This is a genomic window from Bacillus cereus group sp. MYBK79-1, assembly GCF_051915365.1.
Classification (GTDB): domain Bacteria; phylum Bacillota; class Bacilli; order Bacillales; family Bacillaceae_G; genus Bacillus_A.
The window spans coordinates 485,693-505,159 of record NZ_JBQAEO010000001.1; the positions used below are offsets into that span (position 1 = coordinate 485,693).

The following is a 19,467-nucleotide window of genomic DNA, read 5'->3' on the forward strand; positions in this document are numbered from 1 at the left end:
TCTCCTTTATAATGAAGTTTGAAAATATGTACGAGTAAATCGAAAATATAAAGCGCGGCTATCTTATAATATGTTTTGTCATCCCAATAGAGAATGCCTCAAATCCTAAAGATTCATAGTAAGATTGCAATTTTTCCACACACATAAGTTGGGGAATAACCTTGTTTTGTTCACAGTGCTGGATTAATCGCTTTACTATTTCTTTTCCAATACCAATGGACTGATATTGTGGCATTACACATACACCGCAAATAATGCCCGTAATTATCCCATCTGATATTACTCGTCCCATCCCAATTAATCTTTGCTCTTTAAAAGCATATATTGCATACCAACTTTGTTTACACATTTTCTCCAATTCATTAACCGTTAATTTAAGAGAATTCCATCCTAAAAATTCGTATAAAGCTAATAATCCATTGAAATCTGTTGGGTGTTCCATTGTGTAATTTATACTATTATTCATGTAAATTCTCCTTATTCTCTCGTTTGTTTGTATTTCACAAAATTACCCTTAATATGTAATTAACTTAAACAAACTTCCATAAGAACAAAATAATTCCTTCTCAACATAAAATAAAAAGAAGTTAACCTCACCTCAGTTAACTTCTTTTATATAAATCTATCATTATAGTATCAACCAAAAATCATACAACTGCAGACGATAAGAACAAACAAAACTAATAAACTATTTGAGAAATACCCCATAGAATACTACTCCTTTATTTCATTATGTTAAAGATTTTACCATAAAATTATTTTCAATATAATAATTGAAAGAGACATTGCATGCATTAGTTATATATGTTTAGTAATATTATATTTTCGGTCATATTCTTCTTGCCTAAAGCCACTTCTTATACCCCTATACTTAAGTTCATATAACCTCAAAACAATATAAATAAAGAAGACCTCCACGTATCGATGTCTTCTTTTCAACTACGCTAATTGCTAACTCACGTTTTTATTCAATAGATATAAAACCTTCACTTATAGGACATATAAGAAAGGCATTCTCTACTACATAAATATATAATCTGATTCTTAATACCTTTGCCTTTATATACTTTAAATCTCATCCTCAGTTATTTTAATAGCTTTTTTATTCAAAAAAAGATTTTTAAAAATTGCTACCCCTACAATTAAAAGAGCTATTCCAATTAATTTATTTATTTGTAAGGAAACCCTTTCTATTCCAAATAAGCCGAATGTATCAATACATAACGCAACAACTAATTGAGTAATAAGACTAATGAGCACCGTATACGCTGGACCCAAACTCTTTATTGCACCCATTATACAAATAATTAACCCAATGCCAAACAATCCACTTATATAAAACAAATAATTTGTAGTATAAAATTTAATGCTAATACTGTTTTCTGTCATGATATAAAACAGAATAGAACTTATGAGACCTATTCCAAGAACACATGTTGATGTTAACCACTGTCCTACACTTTCATTTACCTTTGCATTAAAAACAGATTGTACGCTAATTAATATTCCAGCTACTATCGCTAAACTAAATCCAATCAAAATCTTTCTCTCCCTCTCATTACTCATATATATTATCTTTAGCAACTTCCTTCATTCCAAAAAAATCTTTAATTACAATAACTCCATTTCTCTTTTCAATTAATTTTTCTTTATAAAATTTTTGTAACACCCGAATTACGTGCCGATAACTTACTCCTATAAAATCCGCAATACTTGATACAGAAGTCGCATCCAAGTCTTCTTTATACATATTCCCGTTACTGTCAGTGGAAATAGAAAGTAAATAACTAGCTACACGTACTTCTACTGGATACAGTAAATTAAGAGCTGTAAAACGAGTCGATATTTTTAATGTGTTCGCAATGTTTTCAAGCAAAAAATTCATTAATTTAGGACTTTGTAATAACTTATTTCTAATAACCGTATGGGAAATAGAGATCGCTACAACTTCTGAACAAGCTTCAACAGCATTATGCGCTTTACTATTTTGTATGAATTCAATATCACCAACAACCGCCAATGGATTAATAAAACGAAGGATCAGTTTCTTTCCCTCTGGTGTAATCGTGTAAACTTTTACTTTACCTTTAACAACAAAATATAAACGATCCATTTCGTCATCTATATTGCAAATCAGCTCGCCTTTTTCAAAATGATTTAATTGAAAATAAGCTGTATCTATTTCTGAAAAAGCCTCTAGTGTTTTATTGGTTTTCAAATAATGAATAATTAAATCTGATCTATTCTCCACTTTCATTTCCTCCTTTCATTTACATATTAAATACAACAATACCTATAATCATTACTATTGTTCCCACAATATGATATCTCTCTATCTGTATCTTTTTTATTTGAAATAATCCTTTCATCTCAATAAAAGTTGCTGTTAATAATTGAGCAACCATAAGTGTTCCAGCTGTTAATGTAACTCCCATTGAATGTATTGCTATTGTTTCTGCACAAATAATTAACCCACCAAGTGCACCAGCTACTAAATATATTTTTTTCACATCCTTCAAATCCGCTATTTTCTCTTCTTTCTTTAACCAAAATATTGTTGTTGCAATAAGGAATCCAATGAAATGCGTTATAATACTCGTTGACCATATACCAATATGTGAACTAAGTTTTACATTAAATGTCCCTTGAAGTGTAATAAATACACCAGCTAAAACAGCAAATACAATGCCTTTCAAAAAATCATCTCCTAATCTTCTATTTCTGACTTAATTAAAAGCTATAATCCTATAAAGGCAAAAGGACAAATGTCACATCAGTATGAAGATAGCTACAAATGAATAATAAAAAACACAACTCAAAATATTTGAGATGTGTTTTTATTTTTTTATCTTTATATATTATTTTAATAATTATAACTACGCTATATTAACAGGTTTATTCTTCATAACAAACTTTCCAAATAAAAAACGCACAAGTGGCCCCATAATAATTAATTGTAATGGATACGCCAAAATGAAATTTTTAATAAAAATTGAAAAATACATCGATACAAATGAGTCTCCTTGTAGTCCACCATGTAAATACATCATAGCCATTCCGTAAAAAGACATAAAGAAAACCATTCCGATTACCATAGCTGTCGCCATCGCAACTATAATATTTATTTTCTTCGATTTATCAAACGGTAACATGAATACAATTTTTTTCGCACAAGGTCCAACGATACATATTTCAATTAATAATGCAATAATGAATCCAATTATTAGTTCTAATGCGATCTCCTTAATATGAATTGGCTCTCCTGCTCCGTTCAGTAGTAAATTATAAAACGTCATTACAATAACCATCCCAAGGCACATCATCATACCGAATTGGAGGCTTTCTTTTCTTGTTGTTGGCAATTTCTATCATCCTTTCTGTTTAAGTCTTTGTCATTATATCGATTGTGGAAACCTCTTCGTAAGTGAACATTTTGTGAACGTTTTTAAAGCGTTATCATATATTTACTATACTTTCTACTCAAATTCTCACTTTTATTTATAAAGGTTTTATATATTTCAATGTTGAATTATTAAATTTAACTTTGTAATACCTGATAGTTACTACTAGGAGGATAACCATGGATAAACAAGCGTTTTACGCATATCACATCGTAACAAGGAAAAAAATGAATATTGGACAAATCATTCATTTCGATAAAAATCAAACGAATACCCTCTTTCATTTCTTTTTTGAAAGGGAACATTTGAATTCTAACGGTGAAGATCCCATGCAAATTTTAAAAGAACATTATACAAATGAAGAATTACATATAAATAATGAAAATACTAAAGTAGTTATGAATTATATGGATCAAACAATTAGAGCCGTTAGAGAAACAATTGTAGAAATGGTAAGACTACAAGAATTCCCTGAATACCCTTCCAGGTTATCTTGTTTATATGCTGCAAAGAGCTACGAAGATGCATTAAAATGGAAAGCATTATTTGATTCTTACAATCGAGAAGTTTTACAAATTGTTAAACTACGAGTAATCGGTAATTCTTTTAAAGGTGACGAGAATCTTTTACCGAAAGAAGACGGTATTCCTTTCTCTCAAAAAATTGAGCAAGCTAGAGAGTATTGGAGAGGAAACGATAGTAATGAACTCCCTGAGTTACTGATTAATGGCGAAATTGAAGTGGTGGAAATTATTGATGATTTTTCCACAATTCATATTTAATTTCTAACTAAATCATATAGGATGGAGATTACAATGATGCAAAAAGTGTACTTCAATCATGATGGTGGTGTAGATGATTTAATTTCACTATTTTTATTACTACAGATGGATAATGTCGAGCTTAAAGGTGTTTCAGTTATCCCAGCAGATTGCTATTTAGAACCAGCAATGTCTGCAAGTCGCAAAATTATTGATCGTTTCGGCAAAGAAAATATTGAAGTAGCTGCATCAAATTCCCGTGCGAAAAATCCATTTCCAAAAGACTGGCGGATGCATGCATTTTATGTAGATGCTTTACCGATTTTAAATGAGTCTGGAAAAGTTGTCACACCCGTAGCAGAAAAACCTGCACATCATCATTTAATTGAAACCCTACTACAAACTGAAGAGAAAACAACTTTATTATTTACAGGTCCTCTTACCGATTTAGCCCGTGCACTATATGAAGCACCTGTAATCGAGGGGAAAATTGAGCGCCTTGTTTGGATGGGAGGAACATTTCGTACTGCCGGCAATGTACATGAACCAGAACATGATGGAACAGCTGAGTGGAATTCGTTTTGGGATCCTGAAGCAGTAGCTCGTGTATGGGAATCAAAAATTAAAATCGACTTAGTGACACTAGAAAGTACAAACCAAGTCCCATTAACTATAGACATACGTGAACAGTGGGCGAAAGAGCGTAAATATATTGGTGTGGATTTCCTTGGTCAATGCTATGCAATGGTTCCTCCCCTCGTTCACTTCTCAACGAACTCTACTTATTATTTGTGGGATGTACTAACTACTGCATTTGTCGGAAACACTAATCTTGCAAAAACTCAAACGATTAATAGTATTGTTCATACATATGGACCTAGCCAGGGGCGTACAGTGGAGTTTGATAGTGGGCGACCTGTAAATGTCGTTTATGATGTAAACCACAACGGATTTTTCAACTATATAACTGAATTAGCGAAGAAAGCTTCATTTTGAAAACTTATCTATACGAAAAATAAATAGAATGGCATCACTTCAAACGATGTAACCCTCTAATTAGCATTTGGTTGAAACTACATATTTAACTATTGAAAAGAGTATTGAATTAAATTTCAATACTCTTTTTGTGCAGTTTAATTATATTTGATTCATGTAGTGTCTTACTGATTATTCATCTCATAACCATTTACAAAAAACGTTATTGTTTCTAATTCATCTTCATTTAATTCTCTATTTACGTCTCGTTTATACGCTGCTTTTATGTTCTCTTCATCGCCTTTATGTATTTCTGTATAAGTTCCTACTGTTTTTAGTAAATGTATTTCTTGTAAAAACTCATCCCGATTTATCGCTGTCCCATGAGAAAGAATATATGTTTCAGCATCAAACGCCTCCAATTCTTCTATTAATTTAAACGTTCGTTTCGTCGTATAGTTCCACTTTGAAGAAAAGATATCTGCATATATACAGTCTCCTAAAAATAATATCTTTTCTTCTTTCACGTAAATAACAACAGAATCATGTGCATGATCTCCGCCGACATGTTGTAACACACATGTCACTTCACCAAGGTCTAATTCAATTTGATCCTGAAACGTTAAGGTTGGAGGAATAATTTTAATATTTCTCGCTTTTTCTTCAAACTCTTTCTTGATGCAATCCGCACAAAATTCAATTTCATTACCCTCTTTTACGCGTGCGTCCAACGCTTCATCTGTCCATTTATAAGATACTAGTGTCTGCATTTCTTTTTTCGTTTCAGCATGCGCAACAGTTAATGCATTTTGTAGTACAGGTAATCCAAAAATATGATCCCAGTGCCAATGCGTTAATGCTACGAAATCAGGACTTGATACATTCTGTTCTTGTAGCATTTCTAGAAATAATTGTGCATGTTCTTCTGAATTTCCAGCATCAATCATTAAAGTTTTATCTCGTCCAACGACCATTCCTAATATAGGTCTATCTGTTTCAGAAACAGGTGTCATATACCAAAATGAGTTTCCTATTTTTTTAATTTGCTGCATTACAAAACCCTCCATTTACTACTACTCTCTTCAATTTTCACCACTTTTAAATTTCTGCGTTCTAACATAATAACTATTTCACTTTATTCATATACTGTTCTTGTACATGCTGCATTAAATCTCTCATCTTCTTTTCAGCAGGATGTTCTTGATTCTCTGTTACCTCTCTGCCATTGGCTGAAAATTCTTGAGAACATGATTTACGAGTTACCTCTAAATTTGCAAATGGAAATTCCCACGAATTTTCGCTTCTACTTCCAGTTGAAGCAAGGTGTATACAGCTCGAATCAATTTTTGTACGCTTCCCTTCTTTATTTACTGTGTAATATAAATCATTCACTGTACCATATTTCATATCTTTTGTAGATGTCAAAGCAGTCCCGTCAGCTGCGAAAGTAACAACACTAAACTCTTCTTCCTTCGGTAACAACTTAGCACCAGGTACGTTGTACACAACAATTAAATCCCCTTCGTACTCTTCAGGAATTAAATATATTGTATCTGTAGTTTCTTTACCAAAACTAATACATCCGCTTAATAAAAACGTTAATATGATTCCGAAACAAAATGTGCTTTTCTTTAACAAGTAGTACCTTCTCCTATCCATTTAAATAAGCATCCCAATCATAGTCTTCAATTTTATAGAATCTACCTTCATCGTTTCTTTCATATGCACATAAAGGTGGTTCCTCAAGAAATTCTAAAATAGAATCATCTATATTCAATATGACTCCAATTGAAATAATTTGAAAGTTTTTAGGATCATTTACATAGTCATTACTTTCATAGCCACTTAAAATTGACCAATCTGGATCGCTCTCTGCTGTTGAATTATCTCTAAGCATAAAGTTAAATTCTCTTTTTTCAAGTACATCATCACTAACAATTACCTTCGTATCAAAATAGAAATCCCAGTCACTTGAAGCTGGATCATCATATTCTGTATCACATATATTTTCAATTCCAAATGAAATTTTATCACCTATTTTTAAATCTAAACGATACGGATCATTGTCCAGTTCCCCTACAAACTTCTTCTCACTTCTTTCAGTGATTTTAACCCACATTCTTTCGCCATGAAACCCATCTTCTTCCTCATTTTTAGATACAAAAATTAGCTTCACCAAATCTCCAATCTTTAATTTCTCCAAAACTTCTGAGCTAGGAAGATAGAATGTATAGGGCGCTTCTTTATTTATTTCATAAACATTATCTAAGTACCAAGTCATCTTTTTCTCTCCTTAAAAGCTTTTCACATTCATATTTTAAAAATAACACTTTTTTTGCTTCCGGCAAACTACTACCATAGAATAGCAGTCTTCCCCTAACTCATTTCCTTCCCAATCATTATATATATGTAATAATTCAAAACCATTCGCTGCTAATAATCTTTCTAACTCCTGGGGATACGTATAGCGAAGATCAATCGTTGTTTTCAGTTCCTCTACTTGTACATCATTCTCATAAAACTTTCTTGTTGTTATGTAGTGCTGTATTTGCTGAATTGAATCATATGTCATTTCAGTATACAGATCACATTTTCTTCGCTTTTCATCACTAACAGTTATCCAATATTCTTCTGTAGATGGTTGTATTAATTCTTCTTTTGAAGGAAAACGTGTATCGAATATGAATATACCATTATCAGCTAACACATGATGAATAGATGTTAATAACTTATTTTGATCAGTATTCGTAAGAAAATGCTGAAATCCGTGGCCAACCATAAATGCGAACGGAATCGTTTCTTCAATCTTTAATTGTAAGCAGTCTTGTTGTAGCCATTTTACTTTTTTACACTCCTTAGATTTTCTCTTCGCTTCAGCAAGCATACCTTCATGTATATCTACACCAATCATTTGATATCCGTTTTCTATAAATGGAATTGTAATCCTTCCTGTTCCGCAGGCGATATCTAGAATCCATTCATTTTGTATACTTAGTTTTTGTGCCCATGATAGTAAGAACGGAAAATCTGACAAACTTTTATTTTCTATATCATATCGTTTTGGATTTTCGTATTCAGATAGACTCCATTTTGTTTGCAATTGTATTCCCCATTTCATTTTTCCATTTAAATATAATATATAAATTATAACGAATTGTTAGTTTTTTCTCTATAATCAAACACAATTACTTGGACTAATCTAACTTTCCTTTTCGTAAGCTAAAAATAAGTGGAAGAATCGGAGTGTGATACGATGGAACGATTATGGATTCCTATGATAGTTACATTTTTTTCATTCGGAGGATTACTATTAGGTGGTGCTGTCGGCATTGCTACGCGCCAGCTAATTGAAGAAAAAATGCATCGTTTATATGCATTATGTGGCGGAATTTTGCTCGGTCTTTTATCCCTTGAAATTATTCCTGAAACATTTGCAAGCTATGAAATAATTGGCCCTATACTCGGTATAGCTATCGGTATTTTAGTTATGAGCTTATTAGATAACTATTGTCATCATCCAATGATACATAAAAAAGATCAACAAGCATGGCAAACTTTCCTTTTTCTTTCTTTTGCTATATTTATTCATAATTTACCGAGTGGCTTTGCTTTAGGTACAGCTTTTATTAATCATGCTGACTCTGCCATTCCTTTTTTAATAGCAATTGTCGTTCACCATATTCCTGAAGGATTAGCTTTAATTATCCCCTTTCTCTTTACAAAGCATAAATATATTTCATTTTTACTAACAACTTTATTACTTTCACTTATTCTCGGTACCGGTACTGTTTTTGGCATTTTGATGGAAGGCAAAGCCATACATTTACAAGGGCTTATTATGGGAAGTGCTATCGGTTCACTTGGCTATGTTACAATTCATGAAATGCTTTGGAAGGCAAAGAAACAGCTTTCTTTCCTTACATTTTTCATGTGGGCAACTAGTGGATTTTTACTAATAATAGTGTTTACTCTATTAACTGGACACCACTAAATGAAACGAAAAAAAGATAGCTGAAAACGATTTGTCTTCAGCTATCTTTTTTTATTTTTGTATATCTCTATAGAAAGAAAAATCATTCACAGTAGATTGTATTTGTTTCTCTTCCTTTACTTCTTTATCCTTACTCCTAGGCATTCTTACATTTCCTAGTTTAATCGCATCTTGCATACTATTACTAACTAGATTTCCCGCAAGAATTGTCATACTATAAAAAGCAATCGGTATAAGTACAATCCATGTATGAGTCGTTAAATGGCGGAAGTTTTGACCAATTAAACCCGTCCATTCTTTTGTTACACTATCTGGGTCCATTCCACTGAAGGTTATTGTTCCACCAAAAAATAATTGCAACAAACCAAGGTGTAAAAGAAGCAATAAAGTACTTACAAATTGTTGAGCTACTAATAAAAGAAATGGGGGTAACATATGCGGCCATATATGGCGCTTCAACCGATGCCACTTACTTCCGCCGAGCACAGTAGCTGCCAACATAAATTCTTCTTTCTTAATACGCTTTACTTCTTGCGCTACATACAATATAACCGTTGGTACCGCAAGACATACAAGAACTATAATTTGAAATGCCACACGCAAATACAACGGCACAACTTCTGCTCCACTGTCAAACGTCAAAACTTCATTTAACATAAAATAAGAAATCATAACCATTGGTACAATGCTAAAAGGATCAAAAAAGGATGAAATAACTGGAAAAGAACGTTTACTATACATACCAAGAAGTAAACCAATTCCCCCTCCAACTATAACTCGTACTATCGCTATAATGATACTTGCTCCAACTGTCCATTTCGCGCCTTCTATTATTAATTGAACAAGGTCGCGGCCTTTCACATCACTTCCAAACCAAAATTTACTTGATGGTGAAAATGGGGCTGCCTCTAGTTCCCCTTTTTCGTTATACATCATCGTAAGTTCACGAATATTCCCATCAAAAAACACCGTATATCCAATACTAACAATCATTAGTACACTCAAAAAAGTAATACCTATCCAAAATCTCACATCTCTTTTTACAACTTGCCACATGTTACACACGCTCCTTTATAACATTTTGTAAAAGCGTATGTAATATACGAAATAGTATAAAAAGCGGTACGTATAATATTACTAGACTCACTGTAAATATTTCTAATTTAGAATTTTCTTTTACAAAAACAAACATTCCATATGTATTGAAAATCCATTCGATAATATATAAATTTGAAAGCATAAATAAAATATTTGTTTTCGCATAATAAATTGTCGTCAATAAAACATTTCTTGAAATATGATGTGTCAAAATATGCCGTAAGCTTAGCCCCTTACTCTTAGCAAATAAACTATATTCTTTCTCTAATTCTTCTTTAAATCGTAATAACAAAAGTTTAATAAACAATAATGTTGTTGGTATAGTAAGGCATATAATCGGTAACAAACGTATTCTTTCTTCCCCTAATCCAGCTAGTTTGACCGGCATAAATCCTGTTTTTTGAAACATAATTACGACAAGAAGTTGTGATAATAAAATAAGTAATATATCCGGTATACTCTCGAGCGTAAGAAAAATCCCGTTCCACATTTTCTGTTTCATATGAGAACGCTGCAATACCAAAACGACAAGTATATATGCTATAAGCAAAGATAGTAAAAACGCTGATAGAAATACAATCATCGTTTCAATATAATGAATCCAAATTTGCGGAAATAATTTTCTTGAGTTCCGAAACCCATATGTAATTTCACCTGGTTGAAGTAACTTCCCTCCAAGAAAGACAATCGTGTTCCAAAAACCAATTAAATCAATTTGCAATCCCTTAAATAAACGCGGCAGCGCACCTAGGCAGATTATACATAAGATTGCAGCTACTAGTTGTAAACAAGTAATCCCACACCATTTAGCAATTCGCATCAACATAACGATTTCCCCTTACCTTCCGATAGAATATTCAGAAATCAAAAGCCACATATATTACACCTCTTCAGCTATACCTTGCACCCGTTTCTTCCCACTAGGTAAAATGGCTTGATATAAACAAGTAACAAAAAATAATAAACAATGTATCTGCACGAATCCATTTCGGGAACAACATTGCTATCGCACCGAGAGATAACAGCTGGAATCCTGTCGTTAATGGACTTAGTAAACTTTGAACACGTCCCATGAATGACTCTTCTACAATTTCATACATCCAGCCCATTGTTGCAATTCCTACACCAAACAAAGCATACAAACTATTTACTATTTGATTCATACCCGCTGCTGCACTGTATTGATCTAATTCAACTACTCCCTGTATCATCGACTGTTCTGATGGAGAGAAAAATTGTATACATGCATTTCCCAAAAATAAAATATTAAAGAAATTCCAGCAATCATAGAACCGAGTCGCTCTAAAATATTTGCTAGGAAAAATCGTGCATACACTTTGTTGCGAAATAACTGTAGCATTTCTTTCATACTTCGTATCCTTTCTCTCGACAAAATAGTATTATTTTAGTCATTTCTTGGAAGTTACATTATATTTTTCGACCATTATCCAATATTTCCCTTCTATATAAAGAACATTACAAAAAGACTCTTGTTTTTTTATACAAGAGTCTTTTTTATTTAACTTCGCTTTTTGTAATGATATATCTTGCTAACTTTTTAATTCTCTATAGTTGGGATACACTTTATTTATTTTACAAATGTATCAGACATCCACTCATAAAACTTTTCCTTCTCTTCAAATTGCGGATAATGCGCGGATTTCTCAAAAGTAATAAATTCTTTTTTCTCTGCTTCAATCGTATTAAAATATGTTTTTGCCGCATGTAATGAAGTGTTATAATCATATTTCCCCATAAGGAAATAAAACGGTAGCTTCATTTTAGTCACCTTATTAGGCAATGGATTCTTTAAATCCTTTTCTAATAAGACCGTTTGAGAATGTGATAATCCAACGTTATAACGAATTACGTCTAACAAGTTATATTCATTACTGAGTAACATTCCAATGTTATCACCATCTGGGTTTTCAATGAGTCTTGATGTTCCACCATATTTCACAACATAATTTCTCGGAGTATATGTATCACCATTTTTAATTTTTTCAGTCAACCCATTTAAATAGGAAACCTCATCTGTATTCCCAGCATTTTGTGCCCGTTCAATCACATAGTTTAAACTATCCATTTCACTTTCTACTGTATCACTCATTTGCCCAATGCCAACATAAGCTTCATATTTTTCAGGAGCTTTATTGGCAGCTTGCATTCCAATATATGTACCGTAAGAATGGCCAACCAATATTACTTTTTCTTTACCTAGACGTTTTGAAATATAATCTGTCAAAGCTAATAAATCTGCTACAAGAAGTTCTGATGTAAGATTCGAATAGTCTTCAAAGAAATGATACGATTTCCCGCTCGCTCTTTGATCGTAATTAACAACTGTGAATTTCTCTTCCAATAAGTTTTGGTATTTTTGAGCATATGGTATTTCTGAAGTACCTGGTCCACCATGTACAAAAATAATGACCGGATTGTTCTTATCTTTGCCGCGTATCATAATTTCATGACCACTTCCATTTATCTCTACTTGCTCTAATGTACTTATACTGTTTTTTCCTTTTATTTGCGAGGTCCATGTAGGAAATATTAGTGCTACGATTAATAATAGTATAGTGATGACACCAATGAGTTTAATTAATTTTTTCATCTTCTTCATAAGTAGTTTCCTTTCTTTTAAATTTATAAAAATATCAATTTAGTTCTGCAAAACTACCAAAAAAGTATAAATGTACAACAATTTCACCTTGATTTTTTGCACATTCTTAATATCCCATACACTTCTTAACTTTCTGCTATATAAACTCTTAATATTTTCTTAATTTTCAATACATTAATCTTTGGAAGACTTAATCACAATGTATTACTAAAATAAAAAAAGAACCCTTGTTTTCTAAACAAAGACTCTTTTCATAAACTATTTAGCTACCTCTTCTTTCGGCATTACCATACCTTTATAAAGTTGGACAGTTATCCAGTAATAGATGAAATAAATAACTAAGAAAATCCCTATTGGCACCCACACTTTTACAAACGGGTCAACTAATATAAAGCTAAATAAGTTAAGTCCTACTAACACGTGGGAAATTCCAATAATCGCCGGGAAGATAAATAAATATGAAATTTCTTTATATATACTTTTTGTTAACATACTACGTCTCACACCGATTTTTCGTAACATTTCATAACGACGTACGTCACGAGAAGCACCTGTTAATATTTTGAACATAAGCGAACTTGCCATCATTGCTAAAAAGGCAATTCCAAGGAAAAATCCCATAAACATTGTTCCACTCATGAAACTGTTCATAAACTGATAAATGGTCATTTTTGTATATAGTTCTACTTTTGTACCTGTTGATGTTTCAATTAATTCTTTTTGCCTCTTATCTATATCGAGCAACAATGGTTTATATTTTTTCATATCATCTACTTTTGCTAATGTTACACTATGTTCCGTTCCTTGAACTGCTTTGTAGTGTTCTTCATCAGCAATTCTTACAGGTTTTCCGTTAAACTGATTATGTGTAATTTGTATTTCTCTTACAACTGCATCTTCCCAATCTCTTGGCATACGAGGAAGCTTATTCGCTGCTTCGGGAGCTTCCAAAGCAGTATAAACAGGTTCAGTTAAAGGTTCAGCCACACGTTTACGAGCAGGCTCTTTTAAAGTTTTTGTATCAAAGTGATCGGAAACGAGTGGTGGTTTCTCAGTTAAATCATTACGTAAATAATAAACCGCTTCTCCATCTACTTTATACTTATACTTGCTTTCTTCTACAATTTCCATTTCTTTTAAGGCCGCTTTATCTTGATCATTTGGATCATGAATTACAACATCATATACACGAGAAAAGTCTGTCATAATACCTACATTTTTTTGAAACGCCATACCTGCTGTCATTGCGCCTGCGCCTAATGCAATTAACATCGCTACCGTACCTAGTACTCTCGATAAGCTATTTACTCGAAAGCGTAGCTGTGCATATGTAAAACTATTTAAACCCGTTTCATTTCGTTTTTTATTCCCTTTTATTTTCATCACAAAAAATGGGAGCAATGAACTAAAAATAAAATATGTTCCAAGTGTTGTAACGATCGTCGCTATTATAAAACCAACTTCAGCAAACATTTTTATATTTACCATAAAATAGTATCCTGTACTTACCAGTAATACACCAAGTACAGTCATTATAATAATGCGAGTTTTACTTTTCTTCACTTCATCTAGTGTTTCATCTTCACGAATTAACTCTAGTTCTGTTTTACGTAATAATCGGATGCTATTCATTAAACCAGTAATAAAAAATAGTATTAAGAAGAAAATAGCTGTAACTAAGATTGCTGGTGTATATACAGATGAGTAACTACCTTTTGCAGAAATCTCCATACCATTCATTAAAAAGTTTCCTGCTACACTTGCAAGTAACATCCCTACTAAAATCCCGATAATAATACTGACAATACCCATACCGAATGTTTCAATAAATAATAACTGTGCTACTTTTTTCTTTTTCGCACCGAGCATCATGTACATACCGAGTTCTTTTCTTCTTAATGTGAGCAAGAAAGAATTGGCATATATAATATAAAATACAGTAATGAAAGATAATAGTATGGCACCTACCCAGAATACGAGTCTAATACTACTAATAAGACTATTATCCTTCGTAAATTCACTATTCATCGCCATCGTTTGAAACATGTAGAAAATACTAATACTAATAACGAGACCAATAAGTAAAACCATATAATCTTTTAACATCTTTTTCATACTATGACGTGATAATTTGAATAACATAGTCTCACCCCCTACTTAGACTCAGCAGCTGAGCCCATATGAGCGAGCACACCTAAAATGTCTTGATAGAAATTTTCTCGTGTTCCTTGACGCTTTAACTCTTTATAAAGAAGGCCGTCTTGAATAAATAATATACGCTCACAATAACTCGCACTAAATGCATCGTGTGTAACCATTAAAATACTTACATTGTGATTTTCATGTAAATCTTGCATCGCTTCTAATAAGCTTTTTGCATTTTTACTATCAAGCGCTCCTGTCGGTTCATCTGCTAATACGATTGCTGGATTATGTACTAAAGCTCGTGCTGCCGCTGTTCTTTGCTTTTGTCCACCAGAAACCGCAGTTGGATATTTTGTTAAAATTTCAGTAATTCCTAATTTCTTCGCCACCTCATTTACCTTTCCAGTAATCTCACTTGAAGGTACACCTTGCAGAGAGAGTGGTAAAGCAATATTTTCATAAATTGATAAGTTTTCTAGTAAGTTAAAATCTTGAAAAATGAACCCTAATTTTTGAGATCGAAAATCTGACAATGCATTCCCCTTCATAGAAGTAATATTTGTACCAGCTATTGTCACACTACCACCTGTCGCTTGATCCAATGTACTAATCACATTAAGTAAAGTCGTTTTTCCAGATCCAGAAGGACCCATAATCCCGACGAATTCCCCTTCTTTAATACTTAATGACACACCCCTTAACGCTTTTGACTGATTCTCATTCCTTTTCCCATACGTTTTTTCTACACTTTCTACAGTAACTACATTTGTTGACATCTCTTTCACTCCATCCCTTTTGTATAAAATTAATTTCTCACATATTTCTTATCTTTTTCTCATGTAAACCCTTAAGAATTTTTTAACTTTTCAATCAGAAAGAATTACACCGGTAACGTAAACCTTTTTCCTATTTCATATTCTCATTTTTCTACAACTCGTTCCTTCGATTTCGCTTACATTTACCTTACATTTTTGTAAGGTTAAAAAGAAAACACACCATTCTGAATTGGTGTGTTTTCTCTTTAAACTCTATTTCCGATTATTTATTTCCTCTTTCATACTTTCCACAAACACATCTAGTTCCATTACATCTGAGTTTTCTTCCCCATATTTACGTACATTCACAGCTCCATTTTCAATTTCCTTATCACCAATAACAAGAACATAAGGAACTTTTTGCAGTTGCGCTTCTCTTATTTTATATCCTAATTTTTCTTCTCGCATATCTCGTTCAACACGAATGCCAGCTTGTGCTAATTTATCTGCAACTTCATCAGCATATTGTACATGAACTGCATTTGAAACTGGAATGACCTTCACTTGAACTGGTGCCACCCATGCCGGGAACGCACCTCCAAAGTGCTCAATTAATATTGCTAAGAAACGATCTAAAGATCCTAATACTGCTCGGTGAATGACAACTGGTCTTTTCTTTTCATTCTTCTCATCTATATAATTTAAATCAAACTTCTCTGGCATTTGAAAATCTAGTTGAATTGTTCCGCATTGATGACTTCTATTTAAAGCATCTTTAATGTGGAAATCAATTTTTGGCCCGTAAAATGCACCGTCACCTTCATTTAGTCTATATTTGTAATTCAATGAATGTAATACATTTTCTAATGACGCCTCTGCTTGCTCCCATAATTTATCATCACCCATTGAACCTTCTGGACGAGTAGAAAGCTCTACTTCATATTCGAACCCAAAAGTTTTATAAACGTAATCAATTTGCGCCATTACGGATTTAATTTCATCTTCAATTTGTTCTGGAGTTACAAATAAATGAGCATCATCTTGGCAGAAAGTACGTACTCTTAATAATCCGTTTAATGCCCCGCTAAATTCATGTCGATGTACTTGGCCGAACTCACACATACGAATTGGCAATTCGCGATAAGAGTGTAATTTATTTTTAAACATTAACATATGTCCTGGGCAGTTCATCGGTTTTAATGCAAAGCTTTTATTGTCTACTTCAGAGAAATACATGTTGTCTTTATAATGTCCCCAGTGTCCCGATTTCTCCCATAATTCTTGGTTCATCATAAACGGAGTACGTACTTCTTGATACTTATACTCTTTTTGAATTTCTCTTAAAAATGCTTCTAATTCATTTCGGATAATCTGTCCTTTCGGTAAATAAAACGGCATTCCCGGAGCCTCTTCAGAAAACATAAATAACTCTAGCTCACTACCTAATTTACGATGATTTCTCTTTGCTGCTTCTTCAACGAAATGTAAATACTCTTCTAATTCTTTTTGAGAAGAGAACGCAACACCATATATTCGCTGAAGCACTTGATTGTTACTATCACCTCGCCAATATGCACCAGAAACATGAGTTAATTGGAATGCTTTCAAATAGCCTGTTGACGGTAAATGTGGTCCTCTACATAAATCTACAAATTCACCTTGTTTATATAGTGTTACACTTTCCCCACTAGGAATTGCTTCTAACAATTCTAATTTCAGGTGATCATTCATTTCTTGAAACAGTTTTTTTGCCTCTTCTCGTGAGACTTCAATTCGTTCTATTTTTACATTTTCATTTATAATCTTTTTCATTTCTTTTTCGATTTTCGGTAAATCTTCTACGTTCACACTACTTGGAAGGTCCATATCATAATAAAATCCATTTTCAATAACCGGTCCTACACCAAGGTTTACATTGCCATACATTCTCTTTACAGCTTGCGCTAATATATGTGCGGCGGAATGTCTTGCAATTTCTACCCCTTCATTTGAATCTATAGTAACGATTTCTACTTCCGCATTTTCTTCAATATTTCGGCGTAAATCATATAACCCATCATTTACTCTCCCTGCGACTGCTTTCTTTTTTAAACTACTGCTAATGGATCCAGCAATTTCTTCTAAAGTAATTCCTTTTACAAATTCTTTAACGCTACCATCTGGAAATTTAATTTCAATCATTTGTTCTTTCATTTTTCATCTCTCCATTTCATAATAAAAAGCACACTCATCCCTAAAATAGGGACGAGCGTGCTTTTACCCGTGGTTCCACCCAGATTCCCATCGTAAATATACAATGGCTTCTTTTACGGTAACGTCGTTTACACGGCACTAGATACTTAATTTCGCCAGTGCAGCTCTAAGGTGGTAAGTTATTTTTCTGCGTTAGGAAGTTCTCAGCTTTCCTTCCTTCTCTGTATAACCGGATAAAATAACTCGTGTCCTTTTCTTCGCTTATTATGAAATTGAATGCAAAAAAGCATATTCATCCCTAAAAATTAGGGACGAATATGCTTATATTCGTGGTTCCACCCAGATTCCCATCACAAAAAAACATAATGGCTTCTTTTGCGATAACGTCGCTTACACGGCACTAGATACTGTATTTCCCTAGTGCAGCTCTAAGGTGGTAAGTTATTTTTCTGCGTTAGGAAGTTCTCAGCTTTCCTTCCTTCTCTGTATAACCGGGGAAAATAACTCGTGTCCTTTTCTTTGCTTTTATAAGTACATCCATTAATTGTTATTTACTATATCTTATTCATTTTATTTTTGCAAGTGTTTAAAAAAGATTTTTTATTTAATAAAAAAAAGAAACCAAAAATAGATTTTTGGTTTCCCCTTCTCAATTTTACCAATCTTGTGGTTCGTAATTTAAGTCTGAAAATAGACGTCGTTTCTCTTTCTTCGATAAATCTCTCCACTGTCCGACTGGTAAATTATTCAATTCAATATTCATAATTCTCGTACGTTTTAACGTGTATACTTGATAACCTAAAGCTTCACACATACGACGAATTTGGCGATTTAGCCCTTGTGTTAAAATAATTTGGAACTCATATTTTGATAACTGTGTGATCTCACAAGGAAGCGTTTTCGTCCCTAAAATTTTTACACCAGCTGCCATTTTCTCTAGAAAATCAGGTGTAATTGGCTTATCTACTGAAACGATATATTCTTTCTCATGTTTGTTTTCAGCACGTAAAATTTCATTAACAATATCACCATCATTTGTTAATAAAATTAAACCGTCTGAGTCTTTATCAAGACGTCCAATGTGACTAATTCGTAATGGATGATTCACTAAATCAATAATATTACCTTTTACAGCTTTTTCACTCGTACATGTAATACCTACTGGTTTATTTAAAGCGATATATACGTGATCTCGAGCAATACGAAGTTGCTCTCCATTTACGCGTACATCATCACCTGGATTTACTTGGTCACCAATTTTTGCAACCTTACCGTTAATAATTACTCTTCTCTCATTAATTAATTTATCTGCTCCACGTCGAGACGCTTTTCCAGCTTCACTAATAAATTTATTGATACGCAAATTAGGCACATCCTTTTCAAAAAAATTCAAGCTCACACTGCTTCTACCGTACAATACAAAAGGGTAAGCCTTCTATTATAACTTAAATATATTAACATGAAAGGGTATATAACGTCTTCTATTAATTTCTTGTTTATAAGAAATTATCTTTATTATACATTCATT

Annotated in this window: 19 protein-coding genes, 1 pseudogene and 2 other annotated features; of the genes and pseudogenes, 3 read left to right on the top strand and 17 right to left on the bottom strand. The window is 32.8% G+C overall.

Annotation, left to right across the window (positions count from 1 at the left end; translation table 11 throughout):
• Positions 1-58 precede the first annotated feature (58 nt).
• The 5 genes from ACTFOB_RS02525 to ACTFOB_RS02545 all read right to left on the bottom strand — a co-directional run bounded on the left by ACTFOB_RS02525 (position 59) and on the right by ACTFOB_RS02545 (position 3,362).
• Positions 59-466 carry a GNAT family N-acetyltransferase gene (locus ACTFOB_RS02525; RefSeq protein ID WP_440024331.1) on the bottom strand — a complete coding sequence of 136 codons (408 nt, stop codon included), beginning with the start codon at positions 464-466 and terminating at the stop codon, positions 59-61.
• Between the two features lie 602 nt (positions 467-1,068).
• On the bottom strand, positions 1,069-1,539 hold the full coding sequence (locus ACTFOB_RS02530; RefSeq protein WP_440024787.1) for a DMT family transporter: 471 nt from the start codon (positions 1,537-1,539) through the stop codon (positions 1,069-1,071).
• A gap of 19 nt (positions 1,540-1,558) precedes the next feature.
• Complete coding sequence (locus ACTFOB_RS02535) at positions 1,559-2,251, bottom strand: Crp/Fnr family transcriptional regulator (RefSeq protein ID WP_440024332.1); 693 nt, start codon at positions 2,249-2,251, stop codon at positions 1,559-1,561.
• Between the two features lie 19 nt (positions 2,252-2,270).
• Complete coding sequence (locus ACTFOB_RS02540) at positions 2,271-2,696, bottom strand: DMT family transporter (RefSeq protein WP_440024334.1); 426 nt, start codon at positions 2,694-2,696, stop codon at positions 2,271-2,273.
• 180 nt (positions 2,697-2,876) lie between these two features.
• On the bottom strand, positions 2,877-3,362 hold the full coding sequence (locus ACTFOB_RS02545) for a DUF2798 domain-containing protein (protein ID WP_440024335.1): 486 nt from the start codon (positions 3,360-3,362) through the stop codon (positions 2,877-2,879).
• Between the two features lie 218 nt (positions 3,363-3,580).
• Here ACTFOB_RS02545 and ACTFOB_RS02550 point away from each other — a divergent pair, with 218 nt between their 5' ends.
• Both ACTFOB_RS02550 and ACTFOB_RS02555 read left to right on the top strand, forming a co-directional pair.
• Positions 3,581-4,183, top strand: coding sequence for a DUF2441 domain-containing protein (locus ACTFOB_RS02550; protein ID WP_440024336.1), 603 nt, complete (start codon positions 3,581-3,583; stop codon positions 4,181-4,183).
• Between the two features lie 21 nt (positions 4,184-4,204).
• A complete protein-coding gene (locus ACTFOB_RS02555) occupies positions 4,205-5,158 on the top strand; it encodes a nucleoside hydrolase (protein ID WP_440024337.1) in 954 nt (317 codons plus the stop codon).
• Positions 5,159-5,322: 164 nt separating this feature from the next.
• Here ACTFOB_RS02555 and ACTFOB_RS02560 read toward each other — a convergent pair whose 3' ends face one another.
• The 4 genes from ACTFOB_RS02560 to ACTFOB_RS02575 form a co-directional block, all read right to left on the bottom strand.
• Positions 5,323-6,189 (bottom strand): MBL fold metallo-hydrolase, encoded by an 867-nt coding sequence (locus tag ACTFOB_RS02560; RefSeq protein ID WP_440024339.1) that lies wholly within the window; start codon positions 6,187-6,189, stop codon positions 5,323-5,325.
• 73 nt (positions 6,190-6,262) lie between these two features.
• Positions 6,263-6,796 carry a DUF6843 domain-containing protein gene (locus tag ACTFOB_RS02565; protein ID WP_440024341.1) on the bottom strand — a complete coding sequence of 178 codons (534 nt, stop codon included), beginning with the start codon at positions 6,794-6,796 and terminating at the stop codon, positions 6,263-6,265.
• Positions 6,789-7,418, bottom strand: coding sequence for an immunity protein Imm33 domain-containing protein (locus tag ACTFOB_RS02570; RefSeq protein WP_440024342.1), 630 nt, complete (start codon positions 7,416-7,418; stop codon positions 6,789-6,791). Before ACTFOB_RS02570 ends, ACTFOB_RS02565 begins: the two co-directional genes overlap by 8 nt.
• 36 nt (positions 7,419-7,454) lie before the next feature.
• Entirely contained in the window at positions 7,455-8,255 is an 801-nt protein-coding gene (locus ACTFOB_RS02575; RefSeq protein WP_440024344.1) for a class I SAM-dependent methyltransferase, read from the bottom strand.
• Between the two features lie 135 nt (positions 8,256-8,390).
• On the opposite strand from ACTFOB_RS02575, the gene ACTFOB_RS02580 reads away from it, so the two are divergent.
• Complete coding sequence (locus tag ACTFOB_RS02580) at positions 8,391-9,128, top strand: ZIP family metal transporter (protein ID WP_440024346.1); 738 nt, start codon at positions 8,391-8,393, stop codon at positions 9,126-9,128.
• 51 nt (positions 9,129-9,179) lie between these two features.
• Here ACTFOB_RS02580 and ACTFOB_RS02585 read toward each other — a convergent pair whose 3' ends face one another.
• The 8 genes and pseudogenes from ACTFOB_RS02585 to ACTFOB_RS02620 all read right to left on the bottom strand — a co-directional run bounded on the left by ACTFOB_RS02585 (position 9,180) and on the right by ACTFOB_RS02620 (position 19,302).
• The gene (locus tag ACTFOB_RS02585) at positions 9,180-10,184 is read right to left on the bottom strand and encodes an ABC transporter permease subunit (RefSeq protein ID WP_440024348.1); all 1,005 of its coding nucleotides are present in this window, start codon (positions 10,182-10,184) and stop codon (positions 9,180-9,182) included.
• 1 nt (position 10,185) lies between these two features.
• Positions 10,186-11,052 (bottom strand): ABC transporter permease subunit, encoded by an 867-nt coding sequence (locus ACTFOB_RS02590; RefSeq protein WP_440024349.1) that lies wholly within the window; start codon positions 11,050-11,052, stop codon positions 10,186-10,188.
• A 54-nt stretch (positions 11,053-11,106) separates the two neighbouring features.
• Positions 11,107-11,595 (bottom strand): annotated as a pseudogene (locus ACTFOB_RS02595) (hypothetical protein).
• A gap of 219 nt (positions 11,596-11,814) precedes the next feature.
• The gene (locus ACTFOB_RS02600; RefSeq protein ID WP_440024350.1) at positions 11,815-12,846 is read right to left on the bottom strand and encodes an alpha/beta hydrolase; all 1,032 of its coding nucleotides are present in this window, start codon (positions 12,844-12,846) and stop codon (positions 11,815-11,817) included.
• Between the two features lie 258 nt (positions 12,847-13,104).
• Positions 13,105-14,988, bottom strand: a complete 1,884-nt coding sequence (locus tag ACTFOB_RS02605; RefSeq protein WP_440024351.1) for an FtsX-like permease family protein — start codon at positions 14,986-14,988, stop codon at positions 13,105-13,107.
• Positions 14,989-14,999: 11 nt separating this feature from the next.
• Complete coding sequence (locus tag ACTFOB_RS02610) at positions 15,000-15,767, bottom strand: ABC transporter ATP-binding protein (protein ID WP_000106429.1); 768 nt, start codon at positions 15,765-15,767, stop codon at positions 15,000-15,002.
• Between the two features lie 252 nt (positions 15,768-16,019).
• Positions 16,020-17,939, bottom strand: a complete 1,920-nt coding sequence (thrS, locus tag ACTFOB_RS02615) for a threonine--tRNA ligase (protein WP_440024353.1) — start codon at positions 17,937-17,939, stop codon at positions 16,020-16,022.
• A gap of 44 nt (positions 17,940-17,983) precedes the next feature.
• Positions 17,984-18,206: a binding site (T-box leader), on the bottom strand.
• A gap of 37 nt (positions 18,207-18,243) precedes the next feature.
• Positions 18,244-18,468: a binding site (T-box leader), on the bottom strand.
• A 126-nt stretch (positions 18,469-18,594) separates the two neighbouring features.
• Complete coding sequence (locus ACTFOB_RS02620) at positions 18,595-19,302, bottom strand: pseudouridine synthase (RefSeq protein ID WP_140392455.1); 708 nt, start codon at positions 19,300-19,302, stop codon at positions 18,595-18,597.
• Positions 19,303-19,467: the final 165 nt, after the last annotated feature.

What these genes read in the sequence shown, in the direction of transcription:
- ACTFOB_RS02525 (WP_440024331.1), bottom strand. Translation starts at nt 466, where the DNA reads ATGAATAATAGTATAAATTACACAATGGAACACCCAACAGATTTCAAT.
- ACTFOB_RS02575 (WP_440024344.1), bottom strand. Translation starts at nt 8,255, where the DNA reads ATGAAATGGGGAATACAATTGCAAACAAAATGGAGTCTATCTGAATAC.
- ACTFOB_RS02600 (WP_440024350.1), bottom strand. Translation starts at nt 12,846, where the DNA reads ATGAAGAAGATGAAAAAATTAATTAAACTCATTGGTGTCATCACTATA.
- ACTFOB_RS02610 (WP_000106429.1), bottom strand. Translation starts at nt 15,767, where the DNA reads ATGTCAACAAATGTAGTTACTGTAGAAAGTGTAGAAAAAACGTATGGG.
- ACTFOB_RS02565 (WP_440024341.1), bottom strand. Translation starts at nt 6,796, where the DNA reads ATGGATAGGAGAAGGTACTACTTGTTAAAGAAAAGCACATTTTGTTTC.
- ACTFOB_RS02570 (WP_440024342.1), bottom strand. Translation starts at nt 7,418, where the DNA reads ATGACTTGGTACTTAGATAATGTTTATGAAATAAATAAAGAAGCGCCC.
- thrS (WP_440024353.1), bottom strand. Translation starts at nt 17,939, where the DNA reads ATGAAAGAACAAATGATTGAAATTAAATTTCCAGATGGTAGCGTTAAA.
- ACTFOB_RS02585 (WP_440024348.1), bottom strand. Translation starts at nt 10,184, where the DNA reads ATGTGGCAAGTTGTAAAAAGAGATGTGAGATTTTGGATAGGTATTACT.
- ACTFOB_RS02550 (WP_440024336.1), top strand. Translation starts at nt 3,581, where the DNA reads ATGGATAAACAAGCGTTTTACGCATATCACATCGTAACAAGGAAAAAA.
- ACTFOB_RS02605 (WP_440024351.1), bottom strand. Translation starts at nt 14,988, where the DNA reads ATGTTATTCAAATTATCACGTCATAGTATGAAAAAGATGTTAAAAGAT.
- ACTFOB_RS02590 (WP_440024349.1), bottom strand. Translation starts at nt 11,052, where the DNA reads ATGTTGATGCGAATTGCTAAATGGTGTGGGATTACTTGTTTACAACTA.
- ACTFOB_RS02580 (WP_440024346.1), top strand. Translation starts at nt 8,391, where the DNA reads ATGGAACGATTATGGATTCCTATGATAGTTACATTTTTTTCATTCGGA.
- ACTFOB_RS02555 (WP_440024337.1), top strand. Translation starts at nt 4,205, where the DNA reads ATGGAGATTACAATGATGCAAAAAGTGTACTTCAATCATGATGGTGGT.
- ACTFOB_RS02560 (WP_440024339.1), bottom strand. Translation starts at nt 6,189, where the DNA reads ATGCAGCAAATTAAAAAAATAGGAAACTCATTTTGGTATATGACACCT.